Raw genomic sequence first — 20497 nt, forward strand, 5'->3', positions numbered from 1 at the left:
ATAGATGATGAAAACTCAAATGGAGTTCATCCCTTATTATTAATATTTTTGGTTAACATTTCCATAATGTTTACCTTTAAAAGTCAAGTACATCTTTTGGTGATGAACCCTTTTTAATTTTTGGGGTACAAACTTTAGCTATTATGCTCCGATAAGTATTAGGAAAAATAGGGGAGTTTTATGTATGAAGGTGCTAGAGATAACAACTATTCTTAAAAGTGGTTCAGGTTTAGTTACAACTCGTATTTCTGAAGGACTTAAGAAGCGTGGGCATGAGGTAGATGTTATTTCTGCAGGGAAAATTGAAGGTTTGTCTGATTGGGATGAATTAATTGATGAGTTACGAAAAAGTGGAATTGGTCATTTTCAGATGAATTTTTTTAAAAGAGAGCACGAGCTGTTTTGGCCGGAAACACAAAAGCTCGCCAGATTATTGAGTGAGAAACATTATGATATTATTCATGTTCATGCTGGTGTACCTGCTTTTGCAGCTCGTGTGGCTAGTAGGATGGCAGACATACATATCCCTATCGTAGCCACTTTCCATAGTTGGTCACCAACCAGACCAGAATGGATGAATATTGCAGATGCATGGGCATTTAACGAGTGCGACATAGTTTGCTATGTATCGCATGCCTACCGAAAGTATGGACAAAGCAAAGGGATTCATGTGCCAACAACTGTGATTTATCCGGGACTTTGGCTCAACCCTCAACCGTACATAAATAAAAAACAAGTCATTAGGAAAAAGATACGTGAAAAGTATGGGCTACCCCAAAATGCAAAAATTATTACACAGCTGGCGGAAGTGTGTGAACGAAAAGGTCAATTAGATTTAATTCGTGCCATGCAACAAATAGTTGATTATGATCACAATATTTATCTTGTTTTTGTTGGCAATATGATAGACTATCCTAACTATGTACGATTGCTTCAAGAAGAAATTCAAAAATTATCTCTCGAAGATAGGGTTATTCTCACTGGATGGGTAGAAGACCCGTATGAAATTGTTACAGCAGCAGATTTATTTGTTTTTCCATCGTATAATGAGGGACTTGGTCTAGCTATTTTGGAAGCAATGGTGTTAGAGATTCCGACTATTTTTTCGGAAATCGAAGGTACACTAGATATTAAAAGAATTATCGGCAGTGATGGTTTAGGAGGATTTGTTCCGGGGGATGTTAAGGCAATTGTAGATCGGATCAAACAAGTAATGGAAATGAATGAAAAAACAGTAGAAACAAAGGTGAAGAATGCAGCAAACAAAATTTTGGGAATATTTGATTTTGAACATACAGTGATTGAATATGAAAAAATGTTTAATCGTTTAGTCTCCAAACATCAAGTGGGTGATTGTTAATGAAGGTAATCCTTCTGTCTGGAGGTTCCGGAAAACGGCTTTGGCCGCTTTCGAATGATACGCGCGCAAAACAGTTTTTAAAAGTTTTAAAAACGGAAGATGGTCAGCTAGAATCAATGGTGCAGCGTGTTTGGCGCCAACTATCTTCCGTTGGTTTGTCTAAAGAATCCTTTATTGTAACTGGAAAAGCACAAATCGATATACTACAAAGTCAATTAGGATATGACGTGCCAATTATTATTGAACCAGAAGGGAGGGATACGTTTCCTGCAATTTCGTTAGCTTCTATTTATCTTTCAGGTGTTGTTGGACTAGGTGAGGAAGAGGTAGTTACTGTTTTGCCTGTTGACTCATATGTGGATGATAAGTTTTTTGAAAAAGTAAAAGAGCTGGAAAAGATCGTTAATCAATCAGATGCGCAATTAGCGCTTATTGGAATCAAACCGACATATCCATCGACCAAATATGGCTATATTGTGCCGCATGAAGGGGATGGGAATTATTTCTGGGTGAAAAGTTTTGTAGAGAAACCTTCCGAACATGAAGCGGTGAAGTTGATTGAGCGCAATGCATTGTGGAATGCTGGAATTTTTGCATTTCGTTTAGGGTTTTTGTTAGATCTATTAAAAACTAAAGGATATCCTACAGAACATGAAACATTTCTTAAACAATATTCTATGCTTAGAAAAATAAGCTTTGACTATGAAGTAGTGGAAAAAACAAAAAAGATTATAGCACTTTCGTATAATGGGGAATGGAAAGACCTTGGTACATGGAATACATTGACAGAAGAAATGGGTGATTTAGTTCTCGGAAAAGGAATTATTAGTTGTGATTGCGAAAATACACATTTAGTCAATGAATTGCATATTCCTGTTGTGGTGCTTGGTTTATCTAATGTTGTGGTTGCTGCAAGCCCGAATGGAATTTTAGTGACGGATAAAGCTGCTAGCCCACGGTTAAAGGATATAATTCATGATTTTAACTACCGTCCAATGTATGAAGAGCATTGCTGGGGTTGGTATCGTGTGCTTGATTATACAATGTTGGGAAATGGGCAGGAAGTATTGACGAAACGTGTTTCCTCCTAGCTGGAAAGAATTTAAGCTATCAAGTGCATTATAGGCGAAGTGAAATATGGACGATTATTTCAGGAGAGGGGGAGTTTGTTTTAAATGGCGAATTGCACAGAGTACGAGAAGGTGATGTTTTACAAATCTCTGCAAAAGCCGAGCATACAATAAAGGCGAATACGGATTTAGAGTTTATCGTTGTCCAAAGAGGAACGGAATTAAGAGAGGGGACATCACCCTTTTAGCATGTCATGGGAGATATACTAAGGCATGTGAAAAAAAACGAGAGTCAACACAGAGGAAATTTTTTGTAGTCAAAATTGAAAGGATTTGAAGTCAGTTGTGGATTATAGTGGATACATCTTCGACCTCGACGACACGCTGTATTGTGAACACGATTACGTCAGATCGGGATTTTGGACGGTGGCGAATGAGCTGGCGAAGCAGCGTCCAGACATAGGGATAGACGGCATTCATCAAATGCTGATCGATGAATGGCGGCGAAATGGGCGCGGGCGGGTGTTTGATGACGTATGCAAGCAGCTAGGGATTGACGCCGATATTGTCCGCCTCGTCCGTCTTTACCGCAGTCATCGGCCCGATATTTCGCTATATGATGATGCGAAGGAAGTCCTGGCTCATTTGAGACAGACAGGAAAAAAGCTCGGCATCATCACGGATGGGGATTCGACGATGCAATGGGCGAAAATCAAAGCGCTTGAACTCGAGCATGTCGTAGATGCCATCATCGTCACCGGCGATTTGGGAAGGGAACATTGGAAGCCGAGCGAGACACCCTATCGAAAGATGGTGGAGGATTTGGGATTGGATTTTCGCGATTGCGTATACATCGGCGATAACCCAAATAAAGACTTTATTGCCGCGAAAAGGCTTGGGATGGGCACGGTGCGGGTCATTCGAGATGTCGGCGATCATATGCGAACGAAGTTGGGGGACGAATACGAAGCGGACATGAAGATCGGCTCGTTGACGGAATTGATGAACTTGTTGTAAGCCGGCAAAGGAGTGTTGCTGGTTTTTCCCTCTATTCGGTGAAAGAGGTGGTTCGTATCAACGTCCTGGTGACAAGCATTTCGAAAAAAGTCCCATTGCTCAGTGCTGTCCGGCGGGCGATGCGAAAAGCAGGGATGACGGGGGCTCTCATTGGCGCTGATCGCAACGGGAATTGCATTGGACGCTATTTTATTGATGAATTTTGGGAGATGCCCTCGTTAGATGAGCTAGCCGTTGAAGAATTCATTTCGATTTGCCGCCAAAAGCGCATCCGCTTCATTATACCGACAAGAGATGGCGAGCTTCCGTTCTTTTCTGCCTATCGTCAAGTATTCGAAGAGAACGGTATATTTGTCATGGTGTCTGAACGGAGCGCGATTGAGATTTGTTTTGACAAGTTGCGGTTTTATGAACTGCTCTCTGCTCAAGGGTTTCCTGTCATCCCGACAGCGCTTTCGCTGGAAGAGCTGAACGATGGTGATTATGTTGTGAAGGAGCGTTACGGAGCGGGGGCGAGAAACATAGGGATTTGTTTAACGAAAGAGGAAGCAAATCGGCATGCCAAGAAGCTGGAGGCCCCTGTTTTTCAACCTTTTATCGCTGGGACAGAGATCAGCATCGATCTCTACATGACGCGGATGGGGCGAACGAAAGGAGCAGTAGCGCGAAAAAGGGATTACGTGGTCAATGGGGAGTCGCAAATCACTACAACGATCAGAAATGAAAAATTAGAGGGCATGTGTACCGCTGTCGCCTCCTATTTAGGGTTATACGGGCATGCAGTGATGCAGGTGATCATTGATCGTGAGGGGCAGTTTCATCTCATCGAGTGCAACCCCCGCTTTGGCGGGGCTTCGACGTTAAGCATCGAAGCGGGTTTGGACAGTTTTTATTGGTTCTTTCTTGAGGCGCAGGGGAGGAATTTGGACGATTATCCATTTCATCGTTCACCGAAAGAGAAGAGGCAAATTCGACATCCGGCCGATTTTGTGATTGATTGGTGAAGGAGGATCGACTTGAAAACGATCATCATCATTCAAGCGCGCATGGGATCGTCCCGGCTGCCGGGAAAAGTGCTCATGCCGCTGGGGGATACGGTTGTGTTGGACTATGTTGTTTCACGATGCCAACAAGTAGAAGAAATTGATGAAGTGATGGTTGCGACGTCCACTCTGATGCAAGATGATGCGATTGAAAATTGGTGCCAGAAACGCCGTGTATCTTGTTTCCGCGGCTCAGAGGGCGACGTGCTTGCCCGCTATTACGAGTGCGCTAAGCCTCATCAGCCCGATTATGTCATTCGCGTGACGGCGGATTGCCCTTTTGTTGATTTTGAACTAGCCAATCAAATTGTCGCGGCCATGAAGGCTGAGCCATCTGATATCGTCATGGTGGAAGGAGAGCTACCGCGCGGCCTAGTGGTTGAAATGGTGTCGTTTTCCGCGCTCGAATACATTTATCATCATGGGAAAGAGCCGCGTCATCGTGAGCATGTGACGTACTACGCCTATGAATTTCCGAGTGAATTCCGCCGCACCCATGTTCAAGCGCCGAAAGACATTTGTCAACCGCAGTTGCGCATCACGTTGGATACCGAAGAAGACTATCAATTGTGCGCGGCCGTTGCGAACCATTTCAAAGGGAATCGGCTCGTTCGTTCGAGCGAGGTCGTTCAGTTTTTACTGGCTCATCCCGATGTGGCCAAACTCAACGCCCACGTTCAGCAAAAACCGGTGGTGTAACATGTGTACTCGGGGAGGAGAAGCGATGGGTCATCAAAATAAAACGATTGTCCTTTATAATGGGCAAAGTCAGTATGGTGTGCTTCGATATTTTATTCAAGATCTCGCTGCAAGTTTTATTTTTGGAACGTGAATTTAAGGACGGAGAAGATCTTCTTTTGTACTCTTTTGCTCCATATCCTCACGCTAGGATACAGTCATTTTTGGACGATAAAGTAACGTTGCAGAAGATTGCTGAGAATGGAAGAAAGTCATGGAAAAGCATACTTGGCTGGCAAGAGCGGAAAAAATCGTTGAAACGGTTATGTATCACAAACATTTTATGGCTTGAATGGGCAGAGGCGAATAGGATCATGAATATTTTATTCCGTGTCGACTCATCGTTTGCGATCGGCACCGGCCATGTGATGCGCTGTTTGGCGTTGGCGGAGATGCTGAAAGAAGCTGGTTGTGCCGTTTATTTTGCGATGAGGGCAGGCCCAGGGGATTTGTGCGATGAGGTTGAACATAAAGGGTTTCCTGTGCTTCGCCTTGTGTACGAAGGACCTGTTGTACAAAAAATCGATGCGAAGCGGACGATTGAGGTGATTAGGCAGCAGCTTCCATCGCTCGATTGGTGCATTGTCGACCATTATGAGCTTGACCGCTGCTGGGAAGAAAACGTGAAAGCCTATGTCGGCCGTATGATGGTGATAGATGATTTAGCGAACCGTTCTCATGAATGCGATATTTTGCTGGATCAAAACTATTACCAGCATTCTCAACAGCGGTATCATGGACTTGTGCCGCCAGGCTGCCGTCTATTGTTAGGTCCTCAATATATGTTGTTGCGGCCGGAATTTTATGAAGCGAAAAAATTCTCCCATCTTCGCAACGGTCAAGTGAAGCGGATCCTTCTGTTTTTTGGCGGCAGCGATCCGACGAATGAAACGGAGAAAGCGCTGCATGCTTTCAAGGAGTTGGATGGTCTTGATGTGGAAGTTGACGTTGTGGTAGGGAAAGCCAATTCGAATCGTTTTCGCGTGGAACCATTCTGTCGTGAAATGGGCTTTCATTACCATTGCCAAATTGGTTACCTTGCTGAGTTGATGGCAAAGGCGGATTTTTCACTTGGGGCCGGCGGCGTGTCGATGTGGGAACGATGCTTTCTCGGCCTGCCCTCCGCGGTGACGATCGTTGCGGAAAACCAAAGGCGATCGACGGAAGACGCCGCCGCGTACGGAGCCGTTTGGAATATAGGTTGGCATGCAGATGTAAAATCGGCTGATTATGCCGATATCATAGATAGAGCGATGGCTTCACGGGAAGAGCTGAAGCACATGAGCCGCAAAGCGCTCGAATTGGTGGGGAGTACAAAAGCGTCTATCGTACATCCAGTCGTGGAGGCGCTATTGGAGGGATGATTCATTGATCAAAGACATTCAAATTGGCCACCGTCTTATTGGGCCGAATCATAAACCGTTTATTATTGCGGAAATGTCCGGTAACCATAATCAGTCGTTGGAGAGAGCGTTGGCCATCGTGGAAGCAGCAGCGCAAGCAGGCGTTGATGCGGTGAAATTGCAGACGTATACGGCGGATACGATGACGCTCGATATGGACGAAGGTGATTTTTTTATTGATGACCCCGAGAACCTTTGGCGGGGGAATTCGCTTTATAAGCTCTATCAAGAAGCGTACACGCCTTGGGAATGGCATGAACCGATTTTTCGACGCTGTAACGAATTAGGGCTTATTGCGTTCAGCACTCCTTTTGATGAAACGGCCGTTGAGTTTTTAGAGGAACTGAATGTGCCTGCCTATAAAATCGCCTCGTTTGAAAATACGGATTTGCCTTTAATCCGCAAGGTTGCCGCAACAGGGAAACCATTAATTATTTCAACAGGGATGGCGACAGCGGCGGAGTTGGACGAAACGGTTAGAGCGGCGAGAGAATCGGGTTGCCGTGATCTCATTTTATTAAAATGCACAAGCACATATCCCGCGACGCCAGAGAACTCACATTTGGCGACGATTCCGCATATGAGAGAGCTGTTTCAATGTCAAGTCGGACTGTCCGACCATACGATGGGCATTGGGGTCAGTGTCGCCGCTGTTGCGTTCGGCGCCACTGTCATTGAAAAACATTTTACTCTTTCGCGCGCAGAAGGAGGAGTAGATGCAGCTTTTTCCATGGAACCGCATGAAATGGCTGCATTAGTGATCGAAACGGAACGGGCTTGGCAAAGCATCGGCCATGTTCAATATGGCCCTACGGACGCGGAGAAAGCATCATTGAAACATCGGCGGTCGTTATACATTGTGCAAGATATGAAGGCAGGCGAGACGTTGACGAAGGAAAACGTCCGCGCGATTCGTCCTGGCAATGGATTGCCACCGAAATATTTCGACCAGTTGCTTGGAAAAACCGTGAAACGCGACGTGAAAAAAGGAACGCCGGTGACATGGGATTTATTATGGTAAGGAGTGATCCGTATGAGAATATTGTTGACAGGCGGTGCGGGATTTATTGGGCGCGCCGTGGCGAAACGGCTACTTGACGATGGGCATGATGTCTGGATTGTGGATGACCTTTCGAATGGGCGGGAAGAAAATATTTCCGAGTTTCGCCATCATCCGAATTTGAAGCAATTCATCGTCGGGGATATCAAAGACGAACGTTTGCTTGCACAGCTTTTTCGTGAACATGAATATGATCTTTGCTACCACTTAGCGGCGTCGATTAATGTGCAAGATTCCATTGATGATCCAAGAACAACGTTTTACAACGATACGATTGGAACGTTTTATCTCCTTGAACAATGTCGGAAGCATCGAACCAAATTGGTTTTTATGAGCACATGCATGGTGTATGACCGTTGCTATCATGAAACAGGGATTGCCGAAACTCACCCGACCAAGCCGGCTTCGCCGTATGCTGGAGCGAAAATTGCGGCGGAAAATATGGTGTTGTCTTATTTCTATGCTTATCACCTGCCCGTTGTAGTTGTGCGTCCGTTTAATACATATGGTCCTTATCAAAAAACGAGCGGCGAAGGCGGGGTTGTCGCCATCTTTATTCGGAAAAAATTGATGGGGGAGACGTTGCAAATTTACGGCGATGGCACGCAAACACGCGATTTATTGTATGTGGACGATTGTGCGCGATTTGTTGTTCAGGCAGGCTATTCAGACAAGGTGAACGGGGAAATCGTGAACGCTGGATTAGGCCGGGACATTTCGATCAATGATTTGGCCAAGCTCATCGTGGGCGATGAAAAGCGGATTGAGCATGTTCCCCATATTCACCCACAGAGCGAGATTCAGAAGTTGTTATGCAATTATGAGAAAGCCAAACGGCTGTTAGGCTGGGAACCGAAAGTGTCTCTTGAAGAAGGGATTCAAAAGACGGAAGAATGGATCAAAACGAGCCGCCTGATGTAGTCGGGTGGCTTTTCTTCGTCGAGATGTCAAGGAGGAAATGAAGCATGAAGTTAGCCATCCATGGGGGGACTCCTGTGCGTGAATCTTTTTTATCTTACGGACAGCAATGGATTGATGAGGATGATATTGAAGCGGTGGTGGAGACATTAAGAAGCCCTTTTATTACACAAGGGCCGAAAATTCAGCAATTTGAAGAATCGATCGCCCGATACGCCGGCGCAAAATACGCAGTGGCATTTGCCAATGGAACAGCCGCTTTACATGGCGCTTGCTTTGCCGCTGGCATCTCTCGGGGAGATGAGGTGATTACGACCCCGATTACCTTCGCAGCCAGCGCCAACTGTGTTCTGTATGTTGGCGGAACACCTGTGTTTGTGGATATTGACGAAAAAACGTACAATATCGATCCAAGCCGGATTGAGAAGGCCATCACTTCGCGCACGAAGGCGATTATTGCCGTTGATTTTACAGGCCAGCCTGCCGATTTAGATCCAATTCGGGAAATCGCCAGAAAATATGGTCTCGTCTTCATCGAAGATGCAGCTCATTCTCTAGGTTCGTGTTATAAAGGAAAGAAAGTAGGCTCGTTGGCCGATATGACGATGTTCAGCTTTCATCCTGTCAAGCATATTACGACTGGTGAGGGAGGGATTATTGTCACTGACGATGAGGAGTATTATCATAAATTAAAACGCTTTCGTACGCATGGGATTATAACAGAAAATGTAAACAATGATGAAGGGCCTTGGTATTATGAGATGGTGGATCTCGGCTACAATTACCGAATGACGGATTTGCAAGCAGCGCTTGGGCTCAGCCAGTTGACAAAGCTTGATGCATTTGTGCAGAAACGGCGAGAAATTGCTGCGATCTATAATGAGGCGTTTTCTAACGTTCCTGGTGTACGCATTCCTTATCAACTTCCATATGTTGACTCTAGCTGGCATTTATATGTGCTTCAGTTGCAATTGGGGCATTTCCGTGTTGGGCGTAAAGAGATCTTTGAAGCGTTGCGGGCAGAAAATATCGGTGTGCACGTTCATTACATTCCAGTTTATTTTCACCCTTATTATCAACGATTAGGATACAAGAAAGGAATTTGCCCGGTGGCGGAAAAGTGGTATGAAGGGGCGTTAACGATTCCCATTTTTCCGAAAATGAGCGAATATGATATTCGAACGGTTATAGAAGGGGTAAACAAAGTGCTCTCCTTTTATCGAAAATAACGAGGTTTGCCGCCTGGTTTTTATGTGATGGAAGCAGCTTTCTGAGTTTTTATTGGTGATCGCGGCAGGAAATGGCGATGGGAATGGAGAAAGGAAAAATACGGTTTCATGATTTAGGTATCGTTAACAATTTGGACCTTAGGTATTAAGGGCAAGGTTACATCTTGTTTATTTCAAAACGTATGTTCATAATGAAAATAAAGACTGTGGCATGGAGGTTGTATCATGTCTGGCAAAGAAAAGGTCGTTCATTTTAAATACTTGTTTGCTGATGACTATAATCCTGTCTACGTCAATGGGGCGCACGGCGGAATTTCTCCGCAGGGGGAGATTGTTGTGAACTTTTATTTTGAACGCCGTCCCTTGCCTTACGAGGAAACATACGTGTTTGAAGGAACGGGACAACCAGCAAGAAAGACGGATGTACAGCCCCCTGACCATGAGGAAAATGTGATCCGCTATGTGTCAACTGGGGTTGTGATGAATTTGGAGACCGCGAAACTTTTTCACGAGTGGCTGGGTGAGCATATTATGATGTTGGAACAAATTCGGAACGAGGGGACACAGCGATGATTTTACCCGCAGAGAAGTCTTCATCTACTGGAATCGACGAGTATTTTCGTTTGCCGAAAACCCAAGCTGTCCGTGCCCGTTTCCCCGTTTCGGAACCATTGATTCGGGAAACAGTGGGAGAGGAACATGTTTGGTTGCCCCATGTTGAGGAAACAGCAACACCGATGAAAACGGTGATATGGCGAAATGAGCATTCTTTTGGACGGGTGACTCCCTTTATTTATGACCAAGTGCGAAAGGCAGAAAACATAGCCAAACTGCAAGCCATCAGAGAACTGGGGAACGATTGGAATGGAAATGGCGCGGATTCATTTTCCGATAAATTGATTGAGAAGGTCTTCAGTGTGATTCACACGATCATTAAGCAGCCGAAGCTGTTCCCCACAGCACGAGATAGCATTCAGCTTGAGTTTGAAAAAGAAAATGGAGATTACTTGGAGTTTGAACTTTTTGAAAACAAAATTGATGTTTTTGTGTCATATGCAGATGGACGTGAAATGGAAAAATCGATCCCATACGATGTGCGGGAGATAAATCGAATCATTGTTGACTTTTATGAAACCAGAGATCGGACGGGAAGAAAGGCTGTTTAGGGCTGTTTTTCCGAGCATTGTATGGGATGAGGAGCACAATCGTCCATCATCTGCTTTGTTCAAAGATAAGAGAGGGGTTTCTGTTGACCGAGACGGTGGACGCACGGAGGAAGAGGTCGTTTCTAGGTTTCAAGACCGTTTTGGTGTGGAAAAAGTAAAGGCTGTCGTCTATGTTGAAGCCGGTTTTTGTATGGATATCGGCGCTCATCTTGTTTATTGTCCGTCGCGACGAAATCCATATCATGCCGAAATTCATGATTCCCCTAGTAAAACGATGTTATCAACCGCTAAAGCGAGAAAGCTGGCATTGCATTGTGCAGTTGTTTATCGCGCATAGATCTACAAGACTGGTGAAAACAAAATTTTCCTTCCCCCGACAAAACCGTCCGTCTCAACGCACAAGAACCTCTAATAAAGCGTCGGAAAAAGAATCTTCGTTTAGCTCAAGAAACCGGATGTTTGGCGGGGGAGTGGCGATTTTCCAGGCGTATTCGATGTCGTCTTTGTCACGGAGAAGGCCCCTCTTCTTGAATGCCTCAGCCGGCAAGTTGGGAAAAGAAACGGTGATGTTCGGTGACAGCGCCTGTTGATCGACTAGCAGAAATTTCACGGTTTCGTTTTTTCCGATCATATCAATTCTCCCGTTTGCGCCGATTACTTCCTTCCCGACCGGTTCGATCATGACGATTTGGTCGGGAAAATGGAGCTGCCATTTTTCTGTCGTGTATTCCCCGAGAAGTTCTTCTTGTATTTTGATGTTTTCCCGCTTCACTGACAGCAACCCTTTTTCCTGCAATGGGGTAAGGAATGGTTCGATTTGCCTATAGAACGATTCGATTTCACGTAGCCATTGCTTTTTTAACTCCTCGCGATTGAGTTGCTTTCGCTCCCTTTCTTCTTTCTTCTGTTTCAAAAACTGCTCTAAATGCTCCAACCCCAATGTACTCATCTCCTTTGCTTTTCGATACCTTTATTATACATCAATTTTTCCAAGAAGGACTCTTTCGCCGTTACCCACCGCATTTCTCTCCTTTCCCCACTTCACACTTCCCATGTTTCATCCGATATAAATCATAGAAAGCGTCCAAAACAAAGGAGCGGATCCGGATGACGATTGAACGGTTGTCTTCTTCGTTTCCTTCGTATGAACCGATGCGAAGTGAACAGGCGAAGGGGGACGTCGAGCTTTCGGCGGCGCGGCTTCAAGAAGCTGAGGCGTCCGCTTCTTCCCTTTCACAGCCGCTTTCGGAAGAAAAATTGGAGAAAGTGGTCAACGGCTTGAATGAGCTCGTGCAGCCGAGCCATACGTCTGTTCGGTTTGAGCTGCATAAGGAGCTGAATGAGTACTACGTGCAAGTAATCGATGAAAAGACGCATGAGGTGATCCGCGAAATTCCGCCGAAAAAGCTGTTGGATATGTACGCGGCGATGATGGAGTTTGTCGGGCTTTTGGTGGATAAAAAAATTTAACGGTGGTGAGTCGAAATGGCGAATACGTTGCGCATCAGCGGCCTCGCGAGCGGGATGGACATTGACAAAATCGTGAGCGATTTGATGAAAGCGGAGCGGATGCCGCTTGATAAATTGAAGCAGAAAAAGCAGCTGCTCGAGTGGCAGCGTGATGATTACCGAGCGATGAACACGTTGCTTCAGGGGCTTGACGACTATTTGTTCAGCAACATTACGCTCCAAAGCAGCATGCTCAAAAAAACTGTCTCGAGTTCGAACGAATCGGTCGTCACAGCGACGGCGGGATCGAGTGCGGCGAACGTGGCGACGACGATGCAAGTAAACCAAGTGGCCACATCGGCCGTCTGGCTGTCGGATGCCGCCGTGAGAGTGGACAAGGCGAGTTTTTCCGTTGCCGCTGATGTGACGCTGACGATCAACGTGACAAACGGGGATGGGACGACGAAGCAGGCGTCGATCATGGTGAAACAAGGAACGACGTTAGACGGATTGATCGCCCAACTCAACAGCAACCTAGACCTTGGCGTCAGCGCGTTTTACGACGAGCAAACTAGGCGGGTTTCGATCATGAAAAAAGACACGGGAGCGCAAGCGAGTCTGGTGCTCGCCGATCAGGCGACGGCTGACTTTTTTGCGCAAAAGCTTGGGTTTACGAATACCGTAGCGGGGCAAGAGCTCACGGGGAAAACGGCAGGGAAAGACGCCGACATCACCATCAACGGCTTGCGAACGACCCGCTCGTCGAATACATTTACGATCAACGGTGTGACGTATACGGTGAAAGGGACGGGCACGGCGACGGTGTCGGTGGCGACGGATGCGGACGCGATGTTTAACGCCATTAAAGGGTTTGTTGACAAATACAACGAAACGATCGCCAAAATCAACGCCGAGCTGAAAGAAGAGCGCTACCGCGACTATCCGCCGCTTACCGACGAGCAAAAGGAAGCGATGACGGAAAAGCAAATTGAGCTGTGGGAAGAAAAGGCGCGGAGCGGGATGCTTCGCGGTGATTCGATTTTGTCCAGCGCCCTCAGTAAAATGCGGATGAATGTGTACACGAAAGTCGAAGGGGCGAACATCCCAAGCGGGTTCTCGCAGCTCGCGCAAATCGGGATTACGACGTCGTCGAATTATCTAGACGGCGGGAAGTTGATCATTGACGAAACGAAGCTGCGGGAGAAAATCAAGGAAAATCCGGATGCCGTCTATCAGTTGTTTAACCAAGACGGTGCGACCGATGCGGAGAAAGGCATCGCCCGCCGCCTGCGCGATACGATCAAGGAAACGATCGGGAAAATCGAGCAAAAGGCGGGGAAAACCGTTTGGACAAACCAACAGTTTGCGATCGGGCGCGATTTAATCCAGATCAATGACCAAATTGACCGGTTTCAAGATCGGCTGAAACAGATTGAAGACCGCTACTACCGCCAATTCACAGCGATGGAAGAGGCGATTCAGCGCGCCAACCAACAAAGCATGTATTTGATGAATGCCTTTGGCGGCATGCAAAGATAACGATCAGCGGCTGTGGCATGCAGGCGTCCGTTGGCGCTTGGCCATCATCGGAAAGCGATCCGCTTCCTGATGATGGAGGTTTTAGGCTGAGACAACTGAAAAGGCGCGACGCCTCTTGAAAGGGGCGGTTTGGCTGAAAAAAACGTTCTTGCTTCAATCTTGAAACGTGTGCAGCACTTGACGTGGAAGAGGAGTGATCGGGATGGCAACGAACAATCCGTATCAACACTACCAAGCGAACGCTGTGCAGACGGCGTCGCCTGGGGAGTTGACATTGATGCTGTATAACGGCTGCTTGAAGTTTATCAAGCTCGCGCGCCAGGCGATGGAGACGGGCGATATCGCGGCGCGTAATGAAAACTTGTTGAAGGCGCAAAAGATCATGTTGGAATTGATGGCGACGCTGAAAATGGAATATGACGTCGCGAAATCGATGATGACCATGTATGACTACATCTACCGCCGCCTGGTCGAGGCGAATGTGAAAAACGATGCGGCGATTTTGGACGAGGTGGAAGGGTATGTCGTCGAGTTTCGCGATACGTGGAAGCAAGTGATTCAGCTGAACCGGCAGCGCCAATACGCGGAAGGCGGGCAGGCGTAATGGGCGTTGTACACGATGTTTGGCGCGCAACGAAGGAGTTGCTTGAGGCGACGGCGCTGCCGTGGCCGTCCGAGGAGCGCGAAGAGCGGCTTGCGGCGGTCGATCGGCTGCTTCGGGAGCGTGAGGAGCTGCTTCGGAAGCTGCGGCCGCCATACAGCGAGGAAGAACAAGAGCTTGGCCGTGAGATTATCGTTTGGAATCAAGAGATTGAGGCACGGCTGCTTCGGGTGTGCGAAGAAATTCGCCGCGACTTGCGGATGACAGGGGCGAAGCGGCAGGCGAACGCCCGCTATGTTCACCCGTACGAGCAGCCGCTTTCGTTTGACGGGATGTTTTACGACAAACGGCGATAGGTGGGATTCAGGATGGCGGAATTGACAAGCGAGGCGCTGAATATCATCCGCCAATACGCGGCGCTGCTTGAGACGGTCGAAGAAGGGCTCGATTATGTGGAGGCGAGTTTTTCTGACCCGCGGCGGATGCATGCGGATGTGTTGCTGGCGGATCTTTTATTGGCGCTTGGGAAAATCGGTGAGACGAACGTTTATTTATGCCAGCTGTTCGCTGACGAGAGCGATTTGGTCGGCCATATCGAACGGTTTGCGGATGTGCTGGAAGCGGCAGCGGCGCTTGACGGGCAATTTTCCGATGCGGCGGCGAAAGAGCGCATTGTCTGTGGACGGTTGTCGCCGGCGTTTCAGGCGTGGAAGAGTGCGATGGAGAGCGGTCTGCGGCGGTATGTTGTGCAGTGAAGAACGAACGGCGGTGCTTTGCCAGCCGTGCAAGCGAAAGCGGGTGTCCTCTTGCTGGAATCGAGGGCACCCGCTTTTGTGCGGCAGGGCGAATGAAACCGGCATTCGTTCGCCTGTTTTTGCCGTGAGCGGCAAAAGAGTCAAACGGCCTTGACAATGGTGATGTTCATCTCTTTCCGCAAGTCAATCTCATACGGGCTTTTCAGCTCCTCGCCTGCTGGGTTTTTGATGACGCGGACGATGGGGCGGAGCGGGAAGCCCGGAAACACTTGCGAGACGACGCCGACGTGCCCGGTGTTGAGCAAGACGGTCGTGGCGACCGGGTAGATGGCGATGTGAGAGAGAAACAGCTTGATCAGATCATAGTCTAAAATGCCGCCGGCGGCGGATAGGTATTCGGCTGCCTCGTGCGGCGAGTATTGTCTTCGGTGGTAGCGCGCCGATGTCAAGGCGTCAAAAACGTCGGCGATGGCGACGATGCGGGCGTATTCGTGAATTTCATCGCCCGATAAGGCGCGCGGGTAGCCGCTGCCGTCGCACCGCTCATGGTGCTGCAAGGCGCAGTGGGCGGAAAAGAGCGAAATGTTGCGCTGGCGCCGCAACAGCTCGAAGCCGAGATACGTATGGCGGCGGACGATTTCCTTTTCCTCTTCCGTCAAGAATCCTTTTTTCCGCCAGAGCCCATCAGGAAGCTGCGTCATGCCGATGTCAAACAACAGCGCGCCGATGCCAAGGTCGAGCAGCTGCTGGGGGCGGTAGCCTTTGGCGATGCCGATGACACCCGCAATGGTGGCGACGTTGACTGAATGGTGGAAAAAGTATCCATTGGAAATGACCAAATCCGACAAGTTGATGAGCAAATCTTCTTGTTTTAGCAGATAATCCAAAATGTCTTTGAACACTTTTTCGTACTCTTTTCCTAAATCGAGGGAGGACACACGGCTGAGCAGTTTTTTTTGCTCAATCAAGGCCGTCATCGTCTCGTACACTTTTTTCACTGCCTGCTGGCGCACGGTCGGGCTGATGAGCGGGCGCGGGCGGATGTCATATGTTTGTTTGTCGTCAATATAAATGTATTGAACCCCTTTTTGTGCTAAAGAACGGATGTAGCCGCTTGTCAGCCGCACACCGCGCGACAAAAGGACGCTGCCGTTGGCGGCAAACAAGTCGACAGCGAGCACGTCACCGCTTTTCGCATGGGAAATATGGACCTTTCGCATCGTTCACACACTCCGTACCTTCCACATCATAAGAAAAAACACCTATGCCTATCTTACCATATTTTCCTATGTTTTTCACAAAATCTTCAAAAATATTTTTGATTGAAACATGGATTGGATGGGTAATAAAAAGTGTAGGGATTTACAGTTTTATAAGATAAGGAGTGGTCAGCGATGATGTATAACGTTCGCGGGGAAAACCTCGAAGTAACTCCAGCGTTGCGCGAGTACGTGGAGAAAAAAATCGGGAAACTGGAACGCTACTTTGATGGCACCGAAGACGTGCATGTGCACGTCAATTTAAAAGTATACAACGATGGACAAGGGAAAATCGAAGTGACCATTCCGATGCCGCATTTGTTGCTGCGCGCTGAAGAGCGCCATGAAGATATGTATGCGGCGATCGATTTAGTGACGGATAAACTGGAGCGGCAAATCCGCAAACATAAAACGAAAGTCAATCGGAAGCTGCGCGACCGCGAGAAAGAAGCAAAGCTGGCTGCCCCTGTCTCGATCGGCGCTTCCACGGCGGAGAATGAAGAGGAGTTTGAAATCGTGCGCACGAAACATTTCAGCTTGAAGCCGATGGACAGCGAAGAAGCGATTTTGCAAATGAATTTGTTGGGGCACAACTTCTTCATTTTCACCAACGCGGAAACAAACCGGACGAACATCGTCTACCGCCGCAAAGACGGAAAATACGGATTGATCGAGGCGAATTGAACAGCCTCCCTATGCGCATCCCCTGCTTTTTTTGGCAGGGGATGTTATAATATGCATGAGAAAAATCAAAATGGGGGAGAGCGATGGAGGAACTGTTGCGTCAAATCTTGTCCAAGTTGGACAACATGGAAAAAGGATTTTTGGCGTTCCAAGAAGAAACTCGCCAACGGTTTGAGCAGATGGATGGCCGTTTGACGGAGATGAACGGACGCCTCGTCGGCCTCGAACAGGAAATGGGCGCGGTGAAAGAGCGGTTAGACCGTGTGGAAACGCGGTTGAATGGTGTAGAGACCCGGTTGGACGGCGTGGAAACGCGGTTAGATGGCGTGGAGACCCGGTTGGATGGTGTGGAAACTGAATTGACGGAAGTGAAAGAGACGCTTCATCGGGTCGAAACGCCGCTTGTGGATGATGTGCAAATATTGCTTCGCAAAATTCATGAAAAAGTTGAGGAGAAAAGTTTTGAAATTTATGCGCTGAACCGGCGGCTTCACCATGCGGAAGCGGCGATTGAGCAGCTTCAGTCCAAGGCGTGATTCCCTCTTTTGGACATGCCCCTCTCTAAGCCTGTGCAACAGTTGTCACCTATCCCTGTAAATGATATGATGAATAAGTGAGTCCATGAAAAATAAGGAGCGTTTCCTATGCTTGGAGTCTTAAAAAAAGTATTTGACCCGAACAAGCGTCAGTTGGCAAGGCTCGAGAAAATTGCGGATCAAGTGGATGCGCTCGGTCCGGAGATGGCCCGACTGTCCGATGAACAGCTGCGGCAAAAAACCGAGGAATTCAAAGCCCGCTACCAACAAGGCGAATCGCTCGATGATTTGCTTGTTGAGGCGTTTGCCGTTGTGCGCGAAGGGGCGAAGCGCGTCCTTGGCTTGTACCCATATAAAGTGCAAATTATGGGCGGCGTCGTCTTGCATGAGGGCGACATCGCCGAGATGAAAACCGGGGAAGGGAAAACGTTGACGGCGACGATGCCCGTCTATTTGAACGCCTTGACGGGGCGCGGCGTGCATGTCGTGACGGTCAACGAATACTTGGCGACGCGCGATGCGACGGAAATGGGCAAACTGTATGAGTTTTTAGGCATGACCGTCGGCTTGAACTTAAGCGGCATGTCGCGCGAGGAGAAGCAGGCGGCGTACAACGCCGACATTACGTACGGGACGAACAACGAGTTTGGTTTTGACTATTTGCGCGACAACATGGTGCTCTATAAAGAGCACATTGTGCAGCGGCCGCTCTATTATGCGATCATCGACGAGGTCGACTCGATTTTGATCGATGAAGCGCGGACGCCGCTCATCATTTCCGGCACGGCGCAGAAGTCGACTAAGCTGTATGTGCAGGCGAATGCGTTTGTCCGCACGTTGCGCAAAGATGTCGATTACACATACGATGAAAAAACGAAAAGCGTCCAGCTGACGGAAGAAGGAATCAACAAAGCGGAGCGCGCGTTTGGCATCGACAACTTGTTCGATTTGAAACACGTCACGCTCAACCACCATATTCAGCTGGCGCTAAGGGCGCACGTGACGATGCAGCGCGATGTCGACTATGTCGTGCAAGACGGAAAAGTGATCATCGTCGACCCGTTCACCGGGCGCTTGATGCACGGCCGCCGCTACAGCGATGGGCTTCATCAAGCCATTGAGGCGAAAGAGGGGCTCGAGATTCAAAATGAGTCGATGACCTTAGCCACGATCACGTTCCAAAACTATTTCCGCATGTACGAAAAATTGGCGGGGATGACGGGGACGGCGAAGACGGAAGAGGAAGAGTTCCGCAACATTTACAACATGCGCGTCGTCGTCATTCCGACGAACCGCCCGGTCATCCGCGAAGACCGTCCGGATTTGATTTATCGGACGATGGAAGGGAAATTCCGCGCCGTGGTTGAGGACATCGCCGCCCGCCATGCGAAAGGGCAGCCCGTGCTTGTCGGCACGGTGGCGATCGAAACGTCCGAGATGTTGTCGGAGATGCTGAAAAAACGCGGCATCCCGCACAACGTCTTAAACGCGAAAAACCATGCGAAAGAGGCGGAAATCATCGCCCAAGCCGGGCAAAAAGGTGCGGTGACGATTGCGACGAACATGGCCGGGCGCGGGACGGACATTAAGCTTGGCGAAGGGGTCAAGGAGCTTGGCGGGCTTGCGGTCATCGGCACGGAGCGTCACGAAAGCCGGCGGATCGACAACCAGCTGCGCGGCCGTTCCGGGCGTCAAGGCGACCCTGGGGTGTCGCAGTTTTACTTGTCGCTTGAAGACGAATTGATGCGCCGTTTCGGCTCGGAAAGCTTAATGGCGATGATGGACCGCCTTGGAATGGACGACTCGCAGCCGATCCAAAGCAAAATGGTGACGAGAGCGGTCGAGTCGGCGCAAAAACGGGTCGAAGGCAACAACTTCGACGCCCGCAAACAGCTGCTTCAATATGACGATGTCCTGCGCGAGCAGCGGGAAATCATTTACCGCCAGCGCTATGAAGTGCTCGATTCCGACAACCTGCGCGGCATTATCGAAAAGATGATCCAATCGGTGATCGAGCGCGTCGTCAACGCTCATACGCCGAAAGAAGAGGTTCCGGAAGAATGGAATTTGAAAGGGCTCGTTGAGTATCTCAACGCCCATCTGCTTCCGGAAGGGGATGTAACGGAAGCTGACTTGCGCGGCAAAGAGCCCGAAGAGATGATCGAGCTCATTTGGGCGAAAGTGAAGGCGCGCTATGATGAGAAAGAAGCGCAAATCCCGCCTGAACAAATGCGCGAGTTTGAACGCGTCGTCGTCTTGCGCGCTGTCGATATGAAATGGATGCACCATATCGACGCGATGGAGCAGCTTCGCCAAGGCATCCATTTGCGCGCCTACGGGCAAGTCGACCCGCTGCGCGAATATCAGATGGAAGGCTACGCCATGTTTGAGGAGATGATTGCGGCGATTGAAGAGGAAGTCGCCACCTATATTATGAAGGCGGAAATTCACCATAACCTTGAGCGCCAAGAGGTGGCCAAAGGCGAAGCGGTTCACCCGAAAGAAGACGGCGAAGAACCGAAGAGAAAACCGGTCCGCAAGGCGGTGCGCGTCGGCCGCAACGACCCGTGCCCGTGCGGGAGCGGGAAAAAATATAAACATTGTTGCGGAAGAACGGTGTGACCGTTTATAAATATAAAAGGGAGGCTCTGCCTCCCTTTTGAATGGCAG

21 protein-coding genes and 1 pseudogene are annotated in these 20497 nt (G+C 48.5%); 20 read left to right on the plus strand and 2 right to left on the minus strand.

The window, feature by feature from the left end; all coding sequences use genetic code 11:
• Positions 1-184: 184 nt before the first annotated feature.
• The 12 genes and pseudogenes from CWI35_RS12320 to CWI35_RS18290 all read left to right on the plus strand — a co-directional run bounded on the left by CWI35_RS12320 (position 185) and on the right by CWI35_RS18290 (position 11341).
• Positions 185-1360 (plus strand): glycosyltransferase family 4 protein, encoded by a 1176-nt coding sequence (locus CWI35_RS12320; protein ID WP_100664418.1) that lies wholly within the window; start codon positions 185-187, stop codon positions 1358-1360.
• Positions 1360-2678 (plus strand): annotated as a pseudogene (locus tag CWI35_RS12325) (sugar phosphate nucleotidyltransferase). Before CWI35_RS12320 ends, CWI35_RS12325 begins: the two are co-directional and overlap by 1 nt.
• A gap of 97 nt (positions 2679-2775) precedes the next feature.
• Entirely contained in the window at positions 2776-3447 is a 672-nt protein-coding gene (locus tag CWI35_RS12330) for an HAD family hydrolase (protein ID WP_162924026.1), read from the plus strand.
• Positions 3448-3503: 56 nt separating this feature from the next.
• Positions 3504-4451, plus strand: a complete 948-nt coding sequence (locus CWI35_RS12335; protein ID WP_205536318.1) for an ATP-grasp domain-containing protein — start codon at positions 3504-3506, stop codon at positions 4449-4451.
• 12 nt (positions 4452-4463) lie between these two features.
• A complete protein-coding gene (locus tag CWI35_RS12340) occupies positions 4464-5189 on the plus strand; it encodes a cytidylyltransferase domain-containing protein (RefSeq protein WP_119877823.1) in 726 nt (241 codons plus the stop codon).
• 353 nt (positions 5190-5542) lie between these two features.
• On the plus strand, positions 5543-6592 hold the full coding sequence (gene pseG, locus CWI35_RS12345; RefSeq protein WP_119878014.1) for a UDP-2,4-diacetamido-2,4,6-trideoxy-beta-L-altropyranose hydrolase: 1050 nt from the start codon (positions 5543-5545) through the stop codon (positions 6590-6592).
• 4 nt (positions 6593-6596) lie between these two features.
• Positions 6597-7652, plus strand: a complete 1056-nt coding sequence (gene pseI / locus CWI35_RS12350) for a pseudaminic acid synthase (RefSeq protein WP_119877824.1) — start codon at positions 6597-6599, stop codon at positions 7650-7652.
• A gap of 12 nt (positions 7653-7664) precedes the next feature.
• Positions 7665-8612, plus strand: a complete 948-nt coding sequence (locus CWI35_RS12355; RefSeq protein WP_023633658.1) for a dTDP-glucose 4,6-dehydratase — start codon at positions 7665-7667, stop codon at positions 8610-8612.
• A 44-nt stretch (positions 8613-8656) separates the two neighbouring features.
• Entirely contained in the window at positions 8657-9838 is a 1182-nt protein-coding gene (gene pseC, locus CWI35_RS12360) for a UDP-4-amino-4,6-dideoxy-N-acetyl-beta-L-altrosamine transaminase (RefSeq protein ID WP_023633659.1), read from the plus strand.
• Positions 9839-10063: 225 nt separating this feature from the next.
• Positions 10064-10411 carry a hypothetical protein gene (locus tag CWI35_RS12365; RefSeq protein ID WP_023633660.1) on the plus strand — a complete coding sequence of 116 codons (348 nt, stop codon included), beginning with the start codon at positions 10064-10066 and terminating at the stop codon, positions 10409-10411.
• Complete coding sequence (locus tag CWI35_RS12370) at positions 10408-11004, plus strand: hypothetical protein (protein WP_023633661.1); 597 nt, start codon at positions 10408-10410, stop codon at positions 11002-11004. Before CWI35_RS12365 ends, CWI35_RS12370 begins: the two co-directional genes overlap by 4 nt.
• Positions 10967-11341, plus strand: a complete 375-nt coding sequence (locus tag CWI35_RS18290) for a hypothetical protein (RefSeq protein ID WP_128738858.1) — start codon at positions 10967-10969, stop codon at positions 11339-11341. The genes CWI35_RS12370 and CWI35_RS18290 overlap by 38 nt, the downstream gene beginning before the upstream one ends.
• A gap of 54 nt (positions 11342-11395) precedes the next feature.
• Here CWI35_RS18290 and CWI35_RS18295 read toward each other — a convergent pair whose 3' ends face one another.
• Positions 11396-11944, minus strand: a complete 549-nt coding sequence (locus CWI35_RS18295) for a hypothetical protein (RefSeq protein ID WP_162924017.1) — start codon at positions 11942-11944, stop codon at positions 11396-11398.
• A 167-nt stretch (positions 11945-12111) separates the two neighbouring features.
• Between CWI35_RS18295 and flaG the strand changes: the two genes are divergently transcribed.
• From flaG to CWI35_RS12400, 5 genes are all read left to right on the plus strand, one after another.
• On the plus strand, positions 12112-12474 hold the full coding sequence (gene flaG, locus CWI35_RS12380) for a flagellar protein FlaG (protein WP_119877825.1): 363 nt from the start codon (positions 12112-12114) through the stop codon (positions 12472-12474).
• 15 nt (positions 12475-12489) lie between these two features.
• Positions 12490-13992, plus strand: a complete 1503-nt coding sequence (locus tag CWI35_RS12385; RefSeq protein ID WP_119877826.1) for a flagellar hook-associated protein 2 — start codon at positions 12490-12492, stop codon at positions 13990-13992.
• 202 nt (positions 13993-14194) lie between these two features.
• Positions 14195-14596 (plus strand): flagellar export chaperone FliS, encoded by a 402-nt coding sequence (fliS, locus tag CWI35_RS12390; RefSeq protein ID WP_119877827.1) that lies wholly within the window; start codon positions 14195-14197, stop codon positions 14594-14596.
• Positions 14596-14949 carry a flagellar protein FliT gene (locus CWI35_RS12395; protein ID WP_023633666.1) on the plus strand — a complete coding sequence of 118 codons (354 nt, stop codon included), beginning with the start codon at positions 14596-14598 and terminating at the stop codon, positions 14947-14949. Before fliS ends, CWI35_RS12395 begins: the two co-directional genes overlap by 1 nt.
• Positions 14950-14961: 12 nt before the next feature.
• Positions 14962-15348: a DUF8042 domain-containing protein gene (locus tag CWI35_RS12400; RefSeq protein ID WP_042382733.1), complete on the plus strand. Its 387-nt coding sequence runs from the start codon at positions 14962-14964 to the stop codon at positions 15346-15348.
• A gap of 140 nt (positions 15349-15488) precedes the next feature.
• Here CWI35_RS12400 and CWI35_RS12405 read toward each other — a convergent pair whose 3' ends face one another.
• Complete coding sequence (locus tag CWI35_RS12405) at positions 15489-16568, minus strand: HD-GYP domain-containing protein (protein WP_023633668.1); 1080 nt, start codon at positions 16566-16568, stop codon at positions 15489-15491.
• Positions 16569-16742: 174 nt separating this feature from the next.
• Here CWI35_RS12405 and hpf point away from each other — a divergent pair, with 174 nt between their 5' ends.
• The 3 genes from hpf to secA all read left to right on the plus strand — a co-directional run bounded on the left by hpf (position 16743) and on the right by secA (position 20449).
• Complete coding sequence (hpf, locus tag CWI35_RS12410; RefSeq protein ID WP_033012497.1) at positions 16743-17291, plus strand: ribosome hibernation-promoting factor, HPF/YfiA family; 549 nt, start codon at positions 16743-16745, stop codon at positions 17289-17291.
• Between the two features lie 83 nt (positions 17292-17374).
• A complete protein-coding gene (locus tag CWI35_RS12415) occupies positions 17375-17827 on the plus strand; it encodes a hypothetical protein (protein WP_119877828.1) in 453 nt (150 codons plus the stop codon).
• 108 nt (positions 17828-17935) lie between these two features.
• Positions 17936-20449 (plus strand): preprotein translocase subunit SecA, encoded by a 2514-nt coding sequence (gene secA / locus CWI35_RS12420; protein ID WP_119877829.1) that lies wholly within the window; start codon positions 17936-17938, stop codon positions 20447-20449.
• The last annotated feature ends 48 nt before the right edge of the window (positions 20450-20497 follow it).

The sequence above is a fragment of the [Bacillus] caldolyticus genome, assembly GCF_003595605.1.
Lineage (GTDB): Bacteria > Bacillota > Bacilli > Bacillales > Anoxybacillaceae > Geobacillus > Geobacillus thermoleovorans.